We start from the raw sequence: 18,050 nt of genomic DNA on the forward strand, positions 1-18,050 counted from the left end.
TTGGTACGTTGAGCAGGTGATTTGTCCTTCAACGCAGCTGAAAGGCCCATTTCGCAGCCTGTTACAGACTGTAATGATAATTTGGCAGTAAAAATGGAATAAGTTATGGTCATCCATGAAGTTACATGATTTTATCCAACATACGCGTGAGAAATCCGGGCTAGTGTAGTTATCGGTTAATTAGCGTAGTAGTTATTAGCTCGTCATTATTCTGCATTTACAACCTTATGCTGCATGTTATCTGTGAAAATCTGTGGCTAATTACTTTACTAATATTAATTTTAGTGGTAGTGACACCCGCTGGTATTGTTTTAAAGGACCTTAGCAGAGCCTGATATTTTGTTGGTAGGCGGTTGTATCACCGACCTTGTTAATCTTGTAAACGGGAGTACAACTCCCTAAGAACGAGAATTTGAGGTTTTGCAAAGTCCTCTTTAAGATTGTACTCACCTGAAAACGTTAACCCACCGCAGCCGTTTCCGCCTTATCCACCGTTGCTTCTTTCAGTGCTTTCAGAAATTCGGCAGCCGCTTTGATATCCGCAATCTCATGGATCACAAAGCGCACCCGTTCATCTTTCTGAATCACCTTGAAGCGATCCTCGGAATATTCCTGCAGGGCCTTAAGCAGCGGTTGAAATTTTGTGCCGTAAAACTCTTCCCCAAGCTCGGAACTGTTTTTCGGACATTTCAGCCACATGCGGTCGGCGCGAACCGTCACTTTGGTGATGAAGTTATGCGAGGCGAAAAGCTTGATCCTGGCCCCTGTAATCAGGTGCTGCCCCTCGCTTGGTATCGGGCCAAACCGGTCGCGCACCTCCTCTTCCCAATCGTCGATCTCCTCTTCCGTGGTGGCCTGCGCCAGTTTTCGGTAGAGATTGAGGCGTTCAATGTTGTCGGAAACATATCGGCCGGGCAGGAGGGCGGCAACGTCAAATTCAACAGTGGTTTCGGGCAGATCGGTTTCAACTTCCACGTCCTCAAACACATCGCTGAACTCTTCCTTCTTGAGCTCCTTGATGGCGTCATTGAGAATTTTGTGGTATAGATCAAACCCGACGTCGTTGATGAACCCGCTTTGTTCCGCTCCCAGGATATCCCCGGCCCCGCGAATGTCGAGGTCGCGCATCGCCAGGCTGAAGCCGGAACCCAGGTCTGAAAACTCTTCGAGGGCCAGCAGCCGTTTACGAGCTTCGTTGGTCAGCGTTTCGACGGGTGGGGTGATCAGGTAGCAGAACGCCTTGCGGTTGGAGCGCCCCACGCGACCGCGCAGCTGATGCAGTTCCGCCATGCCGAAATGATCGGCCCGGTTGATAATCATGGTATTGGCGTTGGAGATATCGATGCCGTTTTCCACGATGTTGGTTGAGACCAGCACATCAAATTTATGGTTGTAAAAATCGGCAATTATCTTCTCCAGTTTCTTGGAACTCATCTGTCCGTGTGCAAAACGTACGCGCACATCCGGCACCAGCTGGCGGACCATAGATGCCACTTCTTCAATATTTTTCACCCGGTTGTGGATGAAAAATACCTGTCCGCCGCGCGCCATCTCCTGCCGGATGGCATCGCTGATAAGGTCTTTGTCAAAACTGTGAATTTCCGTACGAACCGGCTGGCGGTTGGGGGGCGGGGTATTGATGATGCTGAGGTCGCGGGCCCCCATCAGCGAAAATTGGAGTGTTCGCGGGATCGGGGTGGCCGTAAGCGTGAGTACATCCACCGTGGCGCGGTACTCCTTGAGTTTTTCCTTGGCAGAGACCCCGAAGCGCTGCTCCTCGTCCACAATCAACAGGCCCAGGTCGTTGAACTTGATATCTTTCGAGGTAAGCCGGTGGGTGCCGATGATGATGTCCACCTTGCCCTCTTCGAGTTTTTTGATTGTCTCTTTCTGCTCTTTGGAGGATCGGAAGCGGGAAATCATGTCGACATTGACGGGAAAATGTTTCATCCGCTCCCTGAACGTGTTGTAGTGCTGTTCGGCAAGGATTGTGGTCGGTACCAGTACCGCAACCTGTTTGTGATCATTGACCGCCTTGAAGGCCGCTCGCAGCGCTACTTCCGTTTTGCCAAAGCCGACATCCCCGCAGACCAGGCGGTCCATCGGCGTATCGGACTCCATATCCTGCTTTACAGCCCTGATCGCCTCCATCTGGTCGGGCGTTTCCTCGAACTCGAAGCGCGCTTCCAGCTCGGTCTGCCACGAGGTGTCTGCCGAAAATTCAAACCCGTCCTTCGATTTTCGTTCGGCATACAGCTTGATCAGGTCACGCGCGATATCCTTGACTTTTTTCTTTGTCTGCGCTTTTTTGCGGGCCCATTTGGCGGAGCCGATTTTTGAGATGCGGGGCTGTGTTCCCTCCTTGCCTGAATACTTCTGAACCTTGTGCAGGCTCGATACATTCACGTACAGCACCGAATCTTCCTGGTATTTAAGGACGACCGACTCCTGCTCCACCCCCTTGACTTTAATTTTCCTGAATCCGGCAAATTTACCGATCCCGTAGTCTACATGCACCACATAATCGCCAATACTCAGGTCCCGCAGCTCCTTGAAAGAGATTCCGCCGTGATAGCGCCGTTTCTTTGTTTTGGGCCGGTGGTAGCGGTTAAAGATCTGGTGGTCAGTGTAAACGGCTGTTTTTTGGTCTCTGAGGACAAATCCCTGGTGCAGGGTGTTCACAGCAAGGGTGTAGCGGTAGGTATCCGTCGGCTCGTCGAGAAGCTCCGCAAAACGGTCGCGCTGACCCTCATTGTCGCACAGGATATACGTTTGGCAGCCCTCGTTGCTGAGTTCCCGTATATTCTCTTTGAGCAACTTGATACTGCCGTTGAATTCCGGTTGCGGCTCTGCAGGCAGGCGGAAGGTCCAGTCGAACTGCTCGCTGGTGGAAAACCCCCCGAAATGAACGGCCGCCTTATCCCGAATTTGAGCTTCAAACTCCCCGATGGAGATAAAGGCTTCGTGCGGGGGAGGGGATTCCCCGGGCTCCTCGAGATCCTTGTATGCCTCCTCTGCCTTGTGGAAACGTTTTTCAATATCGGATTTTACCAGGCTTTGGTTGAAAAAGACAAAAAGGGTTTCATCGTCAAAATAGGTCAGCAGGCTCTCTTTTTCCCCGGTACTCAAATTTGTGGCATCCGGCACGATGCGCACACTGTTCAGGTAGGAGATGGAGCGCTGTGTATCGGTATCAAACTGGCGGATGGACTCGACCTCATCCCCGAAAAACTCCAGACGCACCGGGTATTCCCCGGAATAGGGGAAGATATCCAGGATGCCGCCCCGGGAGGCAAATTCGCCGGGTTCGTCCACAAATTTCACATTCTTGTATTCCTGGTCCACCAGCTCCTCCTTCAGTTTCTCAAAATCCACCTGATCTCCCTTGTCAATAGAGATGGAGGATGTTGAGAATGTCTCAGGTGCCGCAATTTTTTCAAAAAGCGCGCGCGACGATGTTACGGTGACAAATTGTTCGGAGGCTTGGATGCGCTCCAGTGCCTCCGACCGCTGAACCATCAGGCCGCTGTCAATGATCTGCTGCTGATCGTACGGCTTGTGATTGGTGGGAGGGAACAGCAGGGGATTTTCGGTGGCCAGTTCCTCCAGGTCCGACTTGAGAAACTGGGCCGATTCAAATTCAGCAGATATGGCCACTATTTTCTTATACTCCCTGGACAACAGATGAACCATCAGCGAGGAGGTGGATCCTACAAAATGGTCCAGGTAGATCGCGTTGCGTTGATTGAGCTGCTCCCGGAGTTGGTCCCACGGGATCGTCTTTTTAACCGTATCAGTAATGTTCTTTAAAACCATGAGCGAAATGTATTAGAAATAGAACCCAGCCAAAATAACGGTTCCTCTGCAAACAGGCCATTTTAACGCAATATTATTTGTCACCATTTCTAAAATAGTTGTGGAATTAATTACGTTATACTAAATCAATATATTTCAGGCAGATCTGCATAAAAATGCAATAATATTTGTAGTTATATGTAATTTGTTTTTATATGCAATATATGCCTTCGTGATAGATCATTCGCTATTTACTACTAAAGTTGACGTGCTATGTGGGGAAGAGGCTTCATACTGTTTCTCATGCTCCTCTCATTGTTGTGCAGTCCTGTACCGGCGCAAACCGTTGAGGACTTCACTGTGGCACTGGAACAGGGAGAAAAAGCGGTAGAGAATGGAGATCCTGAAAAAGCACTGGAGTTGTGGAGCACGGAGGCGGAACGTGCACCAGAGGGGATAACTGATCCCCGGATCGGCATTTCCTACATTGAACTGGTGACCGCCCTGCAAAAAAACGAGCTTTATGAACAAGCGGTAGATATTTACTACTGGGGACTCGAGAATCCGTCTGACCCGGTATTTGAGGAGGTGTTGTCAGCTGAAATCAAACGCCTGCAGCCCATTGCCAAGCGCAGCCAGTACAGGGCATGGAGAGGCCTGCTGAAAGATAAACAATTCACGGAACTGGGCCAGGAGCTGCTCCATTTTTGGAAACTGACGGATCCCACCATCACAACCCGGTACAATGAGCGGCTCGTAGAGCACTGGAAGCGGATAGCCTACGGGCGGGAGCAGTTTACGCGGAATGATGTTTCTGCCTACGATGCGGATGAGCGTGCGGAAATATATGTCAAATATGGTTCGCCCGACCTTGTCCGCGACGGAATGATCCATTTCAGCTCCGGGCTTGTCCAGTCGTGGATACAGCAGGCATTTGATATCAGAATGACGGACCTTGGTCCGCTGCCCAGTGGAACCGATTCGGTATCGAGAGCGATGGCCCAGCAAATCATGGCTGCTCGTATCATGCAAAAGCAGCAACAGATTATGAATTATGAGCGGCAGGTTCGGTTTGCTCACAACTATCCCCGTTATGAAATTTGGGTCTACAGGGATATCCTCGATAATAATTTTACTCCCCTCATTTTTATTTTCGGAAATGACGGGAACACCGGGCAGTTCAGCCTGTTGAGCTCGGTCGAGGAGATGATGCCCAACTCCGCATTTCGGAGCTCGGGGACCCAGATGAAGGTGCCCCCGTCCTTTTTCCTGCAGCTGATGTATTATCAAAACCTGGTTACCATCGACAACTATTTTGAACGCGCCTACCAGAAGCTGGAGTCCCGCCTGTACAATTTACAGGGAGTCAACCAGTGGGATTCGCGCCAGCTTTATTACCAAAACCGGAGTACTCTCACGCATGCACAGATGAGGGCGCCCGAGGAGCGTTCCACACTGGACAGGGAGTTCCCGTCTATCGACCTGGATGTACACCAGTACCGCCTGCTCAATGAGCAAAATGAGCCCTTTCTGGCCACCTACGTGTTGAGCAACCCGTACCGGGCGTACCTGTACGACCAGCTGCGGGAAGATGACTTTAGCCTGTCATCTTACATGCTGGCGGGATCGGTATTGGGCGTGGATAAAAGCAACCAGATCGCCTTTCAGCAGGCTACCGATAACCAGCCCCTGAAAGGATTAGACGGTTTCCGCGGCAATATTGACCGGGTACAGCCGGAGATCACCTATTTTGAAGTTCCGAACAAAGAGACGATAAACACCCAGCGTTTTTCCATCGAGCTGCGGCATAAAAATAAAGACAGCATGCGGGTCAGCGAAAATGTGTTTAAAGAGAATATTCGCGCCATCGGTAACGTATCGGTGGAACAGAAAGAGCCGATATTGATAACTAACGGGGAACTTCAAATGGGAGATCTCATTGTCGGGGTCAGAGAGAATGCCATGGATGAAAAACTGCCGTTTGGATTCCGGGTGGAACCGGACGCGACTATTGACCAGGGAGAGAACCTGATCGTACATTTTGAAGTGTACAATCTTGAAGGTGAGCCGACCAGCCCGAAGCCGTTTCAAATCGAATATGTAGCCGTGGAAAAAATGGGATTGCTAAAGCGTATTTTTACAAAAAGAGACAAGGTGAGGTTGTCGCTTAATTTCGAGTCTCGGGGCCCGCACTTCAGGGAAAATCTCGAAATTGATACTTCCCCGTTTGAAGCCGGGGACTACAAACTTGAACTTACGGCAACCGAACCCGGCAGTGGACGCGAAGTGGAGCGGTCGATTGAGTTTACCATTGAAGCCCCTGAAGATGGGGAGGAGGGTTAAGCCAGTTCAGTCCTGAAAAACACCTTTTCGCACAACAGTCCGAGTATCAGGAGTGCTAAGGCGGGGATTAGAAAGCGCAGGTACAGGTCTTGGTAATCGGTGTAGATAAGTTCTTCAACTTCAGTCTTTTCCAGTTCATCAATGCGGTCATAGATATCCTGGAGACGTTCAGTATTGGTGGCGCGAAAGTATTCGCCCTCCGTCATATTGGCGATCTCGGTCAGCATCTCCTCATCAATATCGACCTTCACATTTTGGTAGCGGGTCCCGAAAACCGGGTCTTGTACGGGGTAGGGGGCCGTACCGCGCGTTCCAGCCCCGATGGTATAGATTTTAATGCCATAGGTTACAGCCAGATCGGCGGCCGTGACGGGATCAATTTCGCCGGAATTGTTCTGCCCGTCAGTCAGCAGGATGATAACTTTGCTTTCGGCCTGACTCTCCTTCAGGCGATTGACCGCCGTGGCGATACCCATGCCGATTGCGGTTCCATCTTCCACTATCCCCATCTGTACATCATCGAGCAGGCGCTTGAGCAGATCGTAGTCGAGGGTGGGAGGCACCACTGTAAAACTTTTTCGAGCAAAGGCCACAAGCCCGATCCGGTCTGAGACCCGCTTGTCGATAAAGTCGCTTGCTACATTTCGAGCCGCTTCAAAACGATTTGGTTTCAGGTCTTCGGCCTTCATGGAGGTGGAGATATCCAGCACCAGCACAATGTCGATCCCTTCAGCATTTCGTTCTACGGTCGTATTTTGGAGCTGGGGACGCGCCAGGGCCATGACAATCAGCGCGAAAGCGATCCACTGGAGGGCCGGTGCGATCCATATCCCGTAGCTGCGCCAGTTGCCCGGCAGGTCTTTCAGGCCCGAAACATCGGAAAAGGTGATACTGGGCTGGCGTTTTTTAAGTCGCCTCCATACCTGGATCCCGATTAGCAGGGGGATCAGCGTCAACAGCCAGAACCATTCGGGATTTGCCCAACTCATGCGTTATGCAGCTCTTTTGTTTCGGATTCTTCTTCATACTTTCGGCGCTGTTCCTCAATCTCGGACTGGTGCTGGCGACGCATCTGCTCGATCCGGGGGCCGTCATTTTTTCGCGCAACCTCTACAAAATCCTGGGCAATAGACAGTGATATCCTGGTTTGCTCCTCGGAGGGTTTAAACTTGGCAAATTTCACCATGTCCGCCTGGCGAAGCACTTTGCGGGTCTGGGTGATCATCCGTTCGTCGACCATCCGCTTTTCCAGCTCCAGGATAATTTCCCGGCTGGTGGACTCAAGCGCCGGAATATGGTACAGGGTTTCAAAATAGGTGCGGATGGCATCCCCTAGGTTGATATAAAACTGCTTGACATCCTCTTCCTCCTCAAATGAAAAGCTGCGCAGTTGTTTCAGGGAGTTTTCCAGCTGAACCAGCGGGTCCATAAACGGGGCGGGAGAAAAATCGGCACGCGGCTCGACTTCCGGCTCGGCGGACTTCTGCTGGTACAGCCGGTATAGGTACCAACTCAGCAATGCCAGAAGAATAGCCCCGAGAATATAGGCCCACCAGGCACGGGCGAAGTCGAAGATCGGTTTCAAGGGGCGGAACTCCTCATTTTCGGACTGCAGGACGGAGCTAAAATACACTGGAACCGGGTTGGTTCGGACGGTGGTGGTATCGGTGCCGGAGATCAGCCTGATCGGAAGAGCGGGGATGCGGGTGTCGGCCGTACCGAAATACTGCACGCGGTAGACCAGGCTGTCCTTGAAGTTGGTTTCCCTGTAATGCTGCCGGGAACGGATCTCAAACATCTCCCCGAAATGGGTGGAGTCCGGGAAGAGAATGCTGTCGTACTCCCGGTTTTTGCGAAGCGTTATGTTGTAGGTAAAGGTGTCTCCGACCCTGAGAGAGTCTACCGTCACATATTCGGTTACATCCTGCGCCTGTGCGGTGGGGTTCTCCGCGAAAGCTACCAGAAGAAGCAGCAGAAGGGGTGTTGTACTCCAGGTTGACCAGGTTGAGAATGTAGATTTCGTCATCTAAAAAAGGTTGCCTGCACTTGCTACTTACGTGAAATATTGTTGGATCTATGCTGAAACACCAAATTTGTTTGCCTGAAAGTATGGAAATTGTAAACCAAAAACAGGAATACTGTGATGCGTTCCCAGTCCCTCGATCAGTAGCGCTGCATTCGCCGGTGAAAGAAGTTCATCAGGGGCTGAATGTAGGAACGGTTGGTTTGCAGATCGATTGTGTCGATTTTTAATCGGCGAAACTTGTCTTTTAGTGCGAGCTTTTCCTTGATCTTTTTCTTGCGAAATGCCTGGCGCACTTTCTTGCTGGAGGTGTCTATGAGTACTTCATCCCCGGTTTCAGCATCCCTGAGGGGAACAATACCCAGGTCAGGCAGCTCTTCCTCCAGATCATCATTGATCATGATATTGACAAGATCGTGCTTGCGGCTGGTGATCTTGATCTGTTTTTCAAAATTGCGATCCTGGAAGTCGCTTGCCAGCACCACGATGGACCTGCGATTCAACAGCCGGTTGACATAGGAGAGGGCTTCGCTCAGGTCGGTGCCGGTGCCTTCCGGTTCAGTCGTATAGAGTTCCCGGATCAGCCGAAGCACGTGCAGGCGGCCTTTTTTGGGGGGCACAACTTTCTCAATAACATCGCTGAAAAGCACAATCCCCACCTTGTCATTATTTTTAATGGCGCTGAAGGCCAGTACCGCACAGATCTCAATAGCCAGGTCCATCTTCCGCTGGTCGTGGCTGCCGAACAGACCGCTCGGCGATATGTCCACGCAAAGCATCAGGGTCTGCTCGCGCTCTTCTTCGAAAAGCTTGATAAACGGGTCGCCGGTACGCGCCGTTACATTCCAGTCGATCTGCCGGATGTCATCCCCGTAGGTGTAGGCGCGGACTTCGGAAAATTCCATTCCCCGACCCTTGAATACCGACTGGTATTCACCGCCAAAAATATTGTTCACCATACCCTTGGTACGGATCTCCAGCTTGCGGATTTTTTTGAGTATCTCTTTTGAAATCATGAAACAGAAAGTGGGAGTGTTGACATTTCACAGACCCTAAGAAAAGGAATTTACAGAGAAGTTAAAATGAAAATGCACGAATTGATCCGGCAGAGAGGACCTGTATTTAACAATTCGTTAACATTTCGGTAACGGTTTGTTCAGATCTGTTTGTTCTATTGTTGTCCAGCGATTTTCAGGCTAATTAATTTGATCGGCACGTTATGATCATCGGCAGTGAATTCAGTGACAAAAGCAAGCTTCTGCTCGAACGAATTGGGCAGGTTGCAGGAGGCGAAGCGGGAAAAAAACTGTCTGTTCAAAAAATAAACGAAGAGTTGGAGCTGGATCGCACTGAAATAAAAAACTTCCTGGAATACCTGCAGGAGCTTGGCTACGTGGATATTGTGACAATTGGCGGACCGTTGCTGTATGGTCATATTAAAATAACCGAGAAGGGCCTCAAAAAGTGTGCTTCTTTCCGTGAATAAGGTCCCCTTTTTGGGATTATGTATTTCCGGTTCTGAGGAGCGGGAGGAGGCTTCTTTTTTGTGAAAAAATACCTACCTTGCGCAAAAATTGAAGCAAAAATGCGGGGTCAGCTATGAGAATCGGAGTACCGAAGGAGATTAAAACGCATGAAAACCGGGTGGCCCTCCTGCCCGGCGGGGTTAAGCAGTTTGTACAACAGGGACATCAGGTGTTGATCCAGAAAGATGCCGGTACGGCGAGCGGATATCCCGATGGACGGTATGCTGCAGAAGGGGCCCGGATTATCGATGATCCGGACGAGCTATGGGACCGCTCGGAGATGATCATGAAGGTAAAAGAGCCGATTGAAGAGGAGTATTCCCGAATGAGGAGGGGACAGGTTATCTTCACCTATTTCCATTTTGCCGCAAGCCAGCCGCTGACCGAGGCGGTGGTGGATTCCGGGGCGGTTGCCATCGCCTACGAGACTGTGGAGAAACCGGATGGTTCGCTACCGCTGCTTATCCCGATGAGTGAAGTGGCCGGGCGAATGGCGGCACAGGAGGGAGCCAAATACCTGGAGAAGCCGCTCGGGGGACGGGGCGTGCTGCTGGGCGGTATTCCCGGGGTTCCCCCGGCTAAAACGCTGGTTCTGGGAGGAGGCATTGTGGGCGTCAATGCCGCTAAAGTTACCGCCGGCATGGGGTCCAGCACCACCATCATGGATATTAATATTTCAAAACTGCGATACCTCGATGATGTAATGCCCCGTAATGTCTCCACCATGTTTTCTTCCGAAGTTAACATACGGCGGATGCTGCCCGATGTGGACCTGGTGATCGGGGCGGTATTAAAAACGGGTGCAAAGGCCCCTCACTTGATTACCCGGCAGATGCTTGAGATGATGGAGTCCGGTTCCGTGCTGGTGGATGTGGCTATCGACCAGGGGGGCTGTTTTGAAACTTCAAAACCCACAACCCATGATGCTCCAACGTTTGTGGTGAATGATGTGCTTCACTATTGCGTGGCGAACATGCCGGGGGCGGTTCCCCACACGTCAACCCTGGGGCTGACCAACGCAACACTCCCATATGCCTTAGCCCTGGCGAACAAGGGGTGGAAGCAGGCGGCCCGTGAGGATCCCGGCCTTCAAAAGGGAGTTAATATCGTGGAAGGGGATATTGTCTACGAAAATGTGGCTGATGCTTTTGGTGCGGACCATACTCCAATTGAGAGCCATCTCGCATGATGGCCGGAAAGTATGAATTTCGAAGGATAAAATATTAACAGGTTATAATACCAGAATTCAATCGGAAGAATTTCTGCCTGACGAGGGGACGGTGAAAAAAATCAACCTGCTCTCCAGGCCTTGAATGCAGCGGCTGCGGGGGGGGGTACCCATTCACCCGCCTGATCTTTTGATTCTCGTTGAATCAAGCCAAAAGGAACACCTCTTCTGTAAAAAGACTCTTTTTTTTGCATTCGGACATTCGAAACCCCAGGCTGTATCCCGTAAATCAGGGTATTAAATTGGCAAAATATTGAGATTGGCCAATTAACGGTGTTGCAACATCCTCTTACACAATGCTATAAAGTTATATTGCAATTATTTATTGATTTTTGAGTTTAAAAATATAAATCATCGTTGATAAGATGTGTATAAGTATTTTTGTTTAGCTACAGGTTGCACATTATATTTTTTCAAACTTCCTCTTTAATACATTAGTTAGAAATTTTACATGGGCAAAGTTATTTCCATAGCCAACCAGAAAGGTGGAGTTGGGAAAACGACGACCGCTATAAACCTGGCTGCAAGCCTCGCGGCGATAGAACACCCGACCCTCATTTTGGATATCGATCCCCAAAGTAATACGACCAGCGGCCTGGGAATCGATACCAAGACAGTCACACAATCTATTTATGAAGTAATGGTTGGCGGACAGGAGGCCACCGAAGCGGTACTTGAGACCGACCTGCCGTTTTTGGATCTGCTGCCTTCCCATATAAATCTCGTGGGAGCTGAAATTGAGATGATCGACCGCAATGAACGGGAGCGAATCCTTGAAAAGGCGATCGTGGAGCTGCGCGAGAAATATGATTTTATTATTATCGACTGCCCGCCCTCGCTGGGATTGCTGACCATAAATTCGCTCACGGCTTCAGATTCAGTTATTATACCGGTCCAGTGTGAATATTTTGCGCTCGAGGGGCTTGGCCAGCTGCTGAACACCATTAAAATTGTTCGGCAGCATCTCAATACTGAACTGGAGATCGAAGGGGTCTTGCTCACGATGTACGATACCCGCACGCGGCTGTCGGACCAGGTGGCCGAGGAGGTGCGAAAGTATTTCGAAGACCGCGTTTTTGAGGCCGTCATTGCCCGCAATGTGCGGCTGGCTGAAGCCCCCAGTTTTGGGAAGCCCGCGCTGCTTTACGATTCCACCAGCAAGGGGGCGAAAAATTACCTGGCGCTGGCCCGTGAAATTATCCACCGCAACAAGAGTATGTTTGAGAACAGCCCGGTGTTCGCTAATTAGATCAGCAGTTACAGGACAATACCGTTATGGCATCTAAAAAAGTTTTGGGACGAGGACTAGGAGCATTTTTCCCCGATTACAAAGAGGAGGGGGAAGAACCAGAAAATACGGGAGGAACGGAGTCATCTTCCGGTACGGTTGTAGAGCCAGAAAAGCGGGTCAATATTGTGCTGCATATCCCCGTGGGAGATATCCGCCCCAATCCGCATCAGCCGCGCAAAGAGTTTAAGGACGAAAGCCTGGAGGAGCTGGCCCAGTCTATTAAAAAACACGGGCTTATCCAGCCTATTACGGTCCGTTACATCGGGGACAAGCGGTTTGAGCTGATCAGCGGAGAACGCCGCCTGCGGGCCTCAAAACTGGCGGGACTCGATGAGATTCCCTCATACATACGCGAGGTCAATGACGAGGATATCATCTCGTATGCACTGATTGAGAATATCCAGCGGGAAGATCTGAATCCCATCGAAATTGCCATGGGGTACGAGCGGCTTATCGAGGAGTGTGACTACACCCAGGCCGAGGTAGCTGAAAAAGTGGGTAAAAACCGCACGACCATCACCAATATGCTCCGGCTGTTAAACCTGCCGCCCTTTATACAGGCCGCTCTGCGGGATGGCAGCATCTCGATGGGCCACGCCCGGGCGCTGATTAATATTGAGGATCCCGATGTGCAGGAAGAGATTTTTGAGAAGGCGGTAGAACATGACTATTCGGTCCGGCAAATTGAAAAAGCGGTCCGGCAGATCGGCAAAAAGCAAAAGAAGAGATCAACTGACAAACAGGAGGATGAAAACCGTGCCTTCTTCAACGAAATATCCAACCGGCTCAGACGTAAGTTTAGTACTAAAGTAAATATAAAACCCAAAAAGGATGGCGGAGAAATTCGCATCGAATATTATACAGACGAAGATCTGGACCGGCTTCTCGAGCTATTCGAATCTATTTAGCGTCCTGCTGTTCTGTTTCATTCTTTCGCTTTTTGCGGTGGTTCCGGCTACAGCTCAGCCGGCGGAAAATATTGGGCACGCTGATCACCTGCAGCGACAAACGGCGGAGGCCTTTCTGTCTCCCCGGTCGCAATATGCTATTAAAGGCTTCGGCCCCGTGCAGCCAGACACAACCGCCAATACTGAAAACGAATCTACTTCCCGGTATCCCGAACCCAAAAGCGTGCTCATGAAGTCGCTGATGATACCGGGCTGGGGACAGCTGGTTAACAAACAGGCGTGGAAAATACCGCTTGTGTACGGGCTTATTGGCGGGGTGGTGGGGTACAATATCTACCTGACCCACAGGTACTGGGATTACCGGGCTGCCTATTACAATGCTAACAACGATGATATGAGGTTTGGTCCAACGCCCGACTATATTCCCCCGAATACGAACGAAGAACAGCTGCGCAATACCAGGAACCGGTTACAGAACCGGAGAGATTTGACCTATCTTGGCATTGTACTGGCCTACGGGCTTAATGCGCTCGATGCCTACGTTTATGCGCACATGCGCTCGTTTGACGTGTCGGAGGACCTGAGCCTGAAAACCGATCTTAAACCTGCGCTCATAGCAGAATCCTCTCCCGGAATAACACTTTCGGTTCAGCTGTTTAATCATACCAAATAGAGCAGATTTTTATGGAAAAGGATAGTAATACAAATGATGCCCCCAAAAACGCCCGGTTGGTCCCGGAACAATTCGAACAGGAGCGGGATACCGACTTGTGGAGCATTTTCAAAATTATGGGGGAATTTGTCGATGGATATGACAAACTGTTCCGTATCGGGCCCTGTGTTTCCATTTTCGGATCGGCGCGCACAAAACCGGGCAGCACCTATTACCAGCAGGCCGTGGAGGCCGCCCGCGAGATGACCAAAAAGGGGTTTGGGGTAATAACCGGAGGCGGACCGGGAATCATGGAGGCGGCAAACAAGGGTGCCAGGGAACAGCAGGCAAAATCGGTAGGCCTCGGTATTGACCTGCCTTTTGAACAGGGGGTAAACGAGTTTGTGGATCCCGATTATACGATTATGTTCCATTACTTTTTTGCCCGTAAAGTGATGTTTGTGAAATACGCACAGGGCTTTATCGTCTTTCCCGGGGGATTCGGAACGCTGGATGAATTTTTTGAGGCGATGACGCTGATTCAAACGAATAAAATAACGCAGTTTCCCGTCGTACTTATCGGCACGGAATACTGGGGAGGACTGGTTGACTGGATTAAAAACAAGATGGTGGAGGAGGGAACGATTTCACCGGAGGATATCAACCTGTTTCACCTGACGGATGACCACCTGAAGGCGGTTGATATTATCTGTTCATTCTATCAAAAACATTCCGTCAGTCCCAATTTTTAGCGAATCGACCTGCCTTGCGAAACCCGGGAAGTGCCGGATGGTGCGGCATTCGATTCCATGTTTAAAATAGATTAGGGAACATTAATCCATTTTATGGATCTAACCTATGTTGATATATTGATAACCGCTGGTGTAACGGGAATTAAGATCGGCATTTCAACCAATAGTACAATATTTCAGAGGTAATTGAGTTTTTCATTTAAATAAATTTTTTTATTCATTACTTTCTATCGCTCTGAACGTTCACTCTAAAAATATGGGAACATGAAGTATTTAAAATACAGTGCAACACTTTTTATGGCCGGTATCCTTACGATCGGGCTTTCTACGCAGGCCTTGGCACAAAGTGACAACTACTCAAAGGCGGTTGCTGCTTTCAACAAGGCATTGGAACAAGCCAAGGCAAATGAATTTGAAAGTGCCATCAACATGTACAACCAGGCTGTCTCACTAGCTGAAGAATCAGATAATGAGAAAGCCGGGGATCTGGTTGACCGGGCACAGAGTCAACTGCCTTCTATCTATTTTCAACTCGCGGTAACCAAGTACAAAGCGTTCCAGCAAAGCCAGAATATTGCAGGACTGGAGGAAGCGATGACCGCATTCCAGGAAGCCGCTGATATTTCCGAAGAATATGGCAATGGACAGGTTGCACAAAAGGCGAGCAATATTGTAACCCAGCTGCTGTATACGCGCTCTATTATTGAGTTTAAGTCGCAGCAGTACGATGCGGCAATTGCTTCGCTGGATGAAGCGATTGAGCGGAATCCCAATTATGCAAAAGCCTATTATCAGAAAGGGCTGGTCATCAAAAATCAAAATGATGAAGACCTGGATATAGCACTTGAGATGTTTGATCAGGCCATTGAGGTCGGAAAACAGGTCAACGACAACCAGATTGTGCGGCAGGCCACCGAAGCAGGCCGCGACAACCTGATTTACCGGGGCGTGCAAAATATGGAGGATAAAAATTTTGCGCGGGCTGAAGAGCAGTTGAACCGGGCCCTTGAGTATGATGCGGAATCTGCCAATGCTCACTACAGGCTGGCTGAACTGCACAACAAGCAGACCAACTGGGACCAGGCGATTTCTCACGCCCAGAAAGCGCTTGACCTGGAGACCGGTGGAAAGACGGAACTGGCAAAAATCTATTTTGAGCTGGGAACGGCTCTGAAGGCACAGGGACGAAAAGCAGAAGCCTGCTCCGCCTTTAAAAATGCGGCTTTCGGTTCTTTCCAATCTCCGGCGGAACACGAGATAGAGTTTGAGCTGGAGTGCGAAAGCAGCACCTGATAATAACAAGTTCTATTTGTGATTTTTTATAAAAGCCTCTCGGAAGAGAGGCTTTTTTTGTACCAATTTTTAGTTTCAAGTAATGTTGGCATTAACTATTTTCATTGCGCAAAAACCAAACGTAATGTGAATAAGAGCCACAAATTACTTTAGCATGTCAACTCAATCACTTGATGATCTTTGTGTAAATACGATTCGCACGCTGTCTATGGATGCCGTACAGGCTGCCGAATCCGGGCATCCGGGTATGCCGATGGGAATGGCCGACGCCGCTTATGTATTATGGACCCGGTTTCTCCGCCATGATCCTACCAACCCGGACTGGTACGACAGGGATCGATTTATCCTTTCTGCGGGGCACGGCTCTATGTTGCTCTACAGTCTGCTTCACCTGACCGGCTATGATCTTTCACTTGAGGAACTGAAGAATTTTCGCCAGTGGGACAGTTTGACGCCGGGTCATCCTGAATATGGCTTGACACCGGGAGTAGAAACTACGACAGGTCCGCTGGGACAAGGGTTTGCAACCGGTGTGGGAATGGCGATTGCGGAAGCACATCTTTCATCGCTGTACAATACCGGGGAGTTTGTGCTAACCGATCACTATGTCTACGGTATTGTAAGTGACGGTGACCTGATGGAGGGCATCTCCCACGAGGCCGCCTCCCTGGCCGGCCACCTGGAGCTCGGGAAGCTTATATATCTGTATGATTCAAATAATATTTCCATCGACGGCAGCACCGATCTTGCATTTACTGAAAATGTAAACGAGCGTTTTAAGGCCTATAATTGGCATGTGCAGGAAATTGACGGGCACGATCACCAAGCGGTGGAAAACGCCATAAAACACGCTCAAAAATCGGACAAGCCCTCCATTATTGTATGTAACACCCACATCGGATTCGGAAGTCCCAACAAGCAGGACAGTGAAGCCTCGCACGGGGCCCCGCTTGGAGAAGAGGAAGTGCGCCTGACAAAAGAGAACCTCGGATGGGATCCGGATAAGAAGTTCTATATACCGGAAGAGGTCGCAAAACACATGGCGGAAGCTGTTGAAAAGGGTAAAAAGTTGTCAAAACAGTGGGAGCAGCGGGTGGAGGAGTACCTGTCGGTGCATCCCGAAAAGGGCGCTGAATTCAAGGCGCGGATCAGCCGCGAGCTTCCCGCCGATTTTGATTCCAGGCTGCCCGTATTTCCGGCAGATGAAAAGGGATTGGCAACCCGAGCTTCTTCCGGCAAAGTATTAAATGCCATTGAAGGCTACCTGCCGGCACTGCTTGGCGGTTCGGCTGACCTGCACGGAAGTAACAAAACCTGGATCGATTCCTCCGGACCGTTCAGCGCGGAAGATTATACTGCCCGCAACATGCACTACGGAGTGCGGGAACATGCCATGGGGGCAGCTATGAACGGAATGGCCCTCCATGGGGGCATTATCCCGTACGGAGGTACTTTCCTTATTTTTTCAGACTATTGCCGGCCCGCGATCCGCATTGCCGCCCTGTCTGAAATTCCCTCCATCTTTGTGATGACCCACGACAGTATCGGCCTCGGGGAAGATGGTCCCACCCACCAACCGGTTGAACACCTCTCCTCGCTGCGGGCCATGCCCAACCTGCTGGTGCTGCGCCCCGCCGACGCCAACGAAGTTTCCTGGGCGTGGAAAGCTGCCATTGAACACGATGAGGGTCCGTCGATGCTGGTTTTGACTCGTCAAAACTTGCCGACGTATGACCGTGAAAAATATGCCGCTGCAGAAAATACGCTGAAGGGTGCATACGTACTTTCCGACAGCGACAGCAAGCCCGATATTATCCTTATCGGGAGCGGTTCCGAAGTGCAGTACGCGATGGAAGCCCAGCAGACCCTTGCTGAAGAGGGTATCGCAGCGAGAGTCGTGAGCATGCCCTCGTGGTCACTGTTTGAGCAGCAGAGTAAAAAGTACAGAGATCAGGTACTGCCGCCGGATATCAAGGCACGGATATCCATTGAAGCGGGTTCAACCCACGGCTGGCACAAGTGGATCGGCTCGGAAGGGGTGGCCGTGGGAATCGATCATTTCGGCGCCTCGGCTCCCTATGAGACGATTTATCAGGAGTTCGAGCTGACACCGGAACGCCTGGTAGAAGAGGCCAAAGACCTGCTCGGCAAATAGGTAATTCGCAGCGAATTATTAATTTGGAGCCTTTGCAGATCTACTGCTATGGCGGGAGGTGGTTGTACTACCGACCTTACCGGG

General features: G+C 50.3%; 13 protein-coding genes. 9 read left to right on the plus strand and 4 right to left on the minus strand.

Annotation, left to right across the window (positions count from 1 at the left end):
* Positions 1-459: 459 nt before the first annotated feature.
* Entirely contained in the window at positions 460-3,816 is a 3,357-nt protein-coding gene (gene mfd, locus ACG2F4_RS14030; protein ID WP_395261511.1) for a transcription-repair coupling factor, read from the minus strand.
* A gap of 339 nt (positions 3,817-4,155) precedes the next feature.
* Between mfd and ACG2F4_RS14035 the strand changes: the two genes are divergently transcribed.
* Positions 4,156-6,138, plus strand: coding sequence for a GWxTD domain-containing protein (locus ACG2F4_RS14035; protein ID WP_395261512.1), 1,983 nt, complete (start codon positions 4,156-4,158; stop codon positions 6,136-6,138).
* On the opposite strand, the gene ACG2F4_RS14040 is transcribed toward ACG2F4_RS14035, so the two are convergent.
* The 3 genes from ACG2F4_RS14040 to ACG2F4_RS14050 all read right to left on the minus strand — a co-directional run bounded on the left by ACG2F4_RS14040 (position 6,135) and on the right by ACG2F4_RS14050 (position 9,177).
* Positions 6,135-7,127 carry a VWA domain-containing protein gene (locus ACG2F4_RS14040; RefSeq protein WP_395261513.1) on the minus strand — a complete coding sequence of 331 codons (993 nt, stop codon included), beginning with the start codon at positions 7,125-7,127 and terminating at the stop codon, positions 6,135-6,137. The genes ACG2F4_RS14035 and ACG2F4_RS14040 overlap by 4 nt on opposite strands.
* Positions 7,124-8,164 carry a hypothetical protein gene (locus ACG2F4_RS14045; protein ID WP_395261514.1) on the minus strand — a complete coding sequence of 347 codons (1,041 nt, stop codon included), beginning with the start codon at positions 8,162-8,164 and terminating at the stop codon, positions 7,124-7,126. Before ACG2F4_RS14045 ends, ACG2F4_RS14040 begins: the two co-directional genes overlap by 4 nt.
* Before the next feature lie 137 nt (positions 8,165-8,301).
* Positions 8,302-9,177, minus strand: coding sequence for a DUF58 domain-containing protein (locus ACG2F4_RS14050; protein ID WP_395261515.1), 876 nt, complete (start codon positions 9,175-9,177; stop codon positions 8,302-8,304).
* A 203-nt stretch (positions 9,178-9,380) separates the two neighbouring features.
* On the opposite strand from ACG2F4_RS14050, the gene ACG2F4_RS14055 reads away from it, so the two are divergent.
* The 8 genes from ACG2F4_RS14055 to tkt all read left to right on the plus strand — a co-directional run bounded on the left by ACG2F4_RS14055 (position 9,381) and on the right by tkt (position 17,966).
* Positions 9,381-9,647, plus strand: coding sequence for a hypothetical protein (locus ACG2F4_RS14055; protein ID WP_395261516.1), 267 nt, complete (start codon positions 9,381-9,383; stop codon positions 9,645-9,647).
* Between the two features lie 113 nt (positions 9,648-9,760).
* On the plus strand, positions 9,761-10,876 hold the full coding sequence (gene ald, locus ACG2F4_RS14060; RefSeq protein ID WP_395261517.1) for an alanine dehydrogenase: 1,116 nt from the start codon (positions 9,761-9,763) through the stop codon (positions 10,874-10,876).
* Positions 10,877-11,366: 490 nt separating this feature from the next.
* Positions 11,367-12,164, plus strand: a complete 798-nt coding sequence (locus tag ACG2F4_RS14065) for a ParA family protein (protein WP_395261518.1) — start codon at positions 11,367-11,369, stop codon at positions 12,162-12,164.
* 26 nt (positions 12,165-12,190) lie between these two features.
* A complete protein-coding gene (locus ACG2F4_RS14070) occupies positions 12,191-13,114 on the plus strand; it encodes a ParB/RepB/Spo0J family partition protein (RefSeq protein WP_395261519.1) in 924 nt (307 codons plus the stop codon).
* Complete coding sequence (locus ACG2F4_RS14075) at positions 13,038-13,787, plus strand: DUF5683 domain-containing protein (RefSeq protein ID WP_395261520.1); 750 nt, start codon at positions 13,038-13,040, stop codon at positions 13,785-13,787. The genes ACG2F4_RS14070 and ACG2F4_RS14075 overlap by 77 nt, the downstream gene beginning before the upstream one ends.
* Before the next feature lie 11 nt (positions 13,788-13,798).
* Complete coding sequence (locus ACG2F4_RS14080) at positions 13,799-14,518, plus strand: TIGR00730 family Rossman fold protein (RefSeq protein WP_395261521.1); 720 nt, start codon at positions 13,799-13,801, stop codon at positions 14,516-14,518.
* A 264-nt stretch (positions 14,519-14,782) separates the two neighbouring features.
* On the plus strand, positions 14,783-15,811 hold the full coding sequence (locus ACG2F4_RS14085) for a tetratricopeptide repeat protein (protein WP_395261522.1): 1,029 nt from the start codon (positions 14,783-14,785) through the stop codon (positions 15,809-15,811).
* Between the two features lie 154 nt (positions 15,812-15,965).
* Entirely contained in the window at positions 15,966-17,966 is a 2,001-nt protein-coding gene (gene tkt / locus ACG2F4_RS14090; protein ID WP_395261523.1) for a transketolase, read from the plus strand.
* The last annotated feature ends 84 nt before the right edge of the window (positions 17,967-18,050 follow it).

Origin of the sequence: Halalkalibaculum sp. DA3122 (assembly GCF_043951865.1) — a bacterium.
In the GTDB taxonomy this organism is placed as follows: domain Bacteria; phylum Bacteroidota; class Rhodothermia; order Balneolales; family Balneolaceae; genus JAMQKA01.

Coding starts and splice junctions, on each gene's coding strand:
- ACG2F4_RS14080 (WP_395261521.1), top strand. CDS start 13,799: ATGGAAAAGGATAGTAATACAAATGATGCCCCCAAAAACGCCCGGTTG.
- ACG2F4_RS14075 (WP_395261520.1), top strand. CDS start 13,038: ATGGCGGAGAAATTCGCATCGAATATTATACAGACGAAGATCTGGACC.
- ACG2F4_RS14070 (WP_395261519.1), top strand. CDS start 12,191: ATGGCATCTAAAAAAGTTTTGGGACGAGGACTAGGAGCATTTTTCCCC.
- ACG2F4_RS14040 (WP_395261513.1), bottom strand. CDS start 7,127: ATGAGTTGGGCAAATCCCGAATGGTTCTGGCTGTTGACGCTGATCCCC.
- ACG2F4_RS14065 (WP_395261518.1), top strand. CDS start 11,367: ATGGGCAAAGTTATTTCCATAGCCAACCAGAAAGGTGGAGTTGGGAAA.
- ACG2F4_RS14055 (WP_395261516.1), top strand. CDS start 9,381: ATGATCATCGGCAGTGAATTCAGTGACAAAAGCAAGCTTCTGCTCGAA.
- ACG2F4_RS14085 (WP_395261522.1), top strand. CDS start 14,783: ATGAAGTATTTAAAATACAGTGCAACACTTTTTATGGCCGGTATCCTT.
- ACG2F4_RS14050 (WP_395261515.1), bottom strand. CDS start 9,177: ATGATTTCAAAAGAGATACTCAAAAAAATCCGCAAGCTGGAGATCCGT.
- mfd (WP_395261511.1), bottom strand. CDS start 3,816: ATGGTTTTAAAGAACATTACTGATACGGTTAAAAAGACGATCCCGTGG.
- tkt (WP_395261523.1), top strand. CDS start 15,966: ATGTCAACTCAATCACTTGATGATCTTTGTGTAAATACGATTCGCACG.
- ald (WP_395261517.1), top strand. CDS start 9,761: ATGAGAATCGGAGTACCGAAGGAGATTAAAACGCATGAAAACCGGGTG.
- ACG2F4_RS14045 (WP_395261514.1), bottom strand. CDS start 8,164: ATGACGAAATCTACATTCTCAACCTGGTCAACCTGGAGTACAACACCC.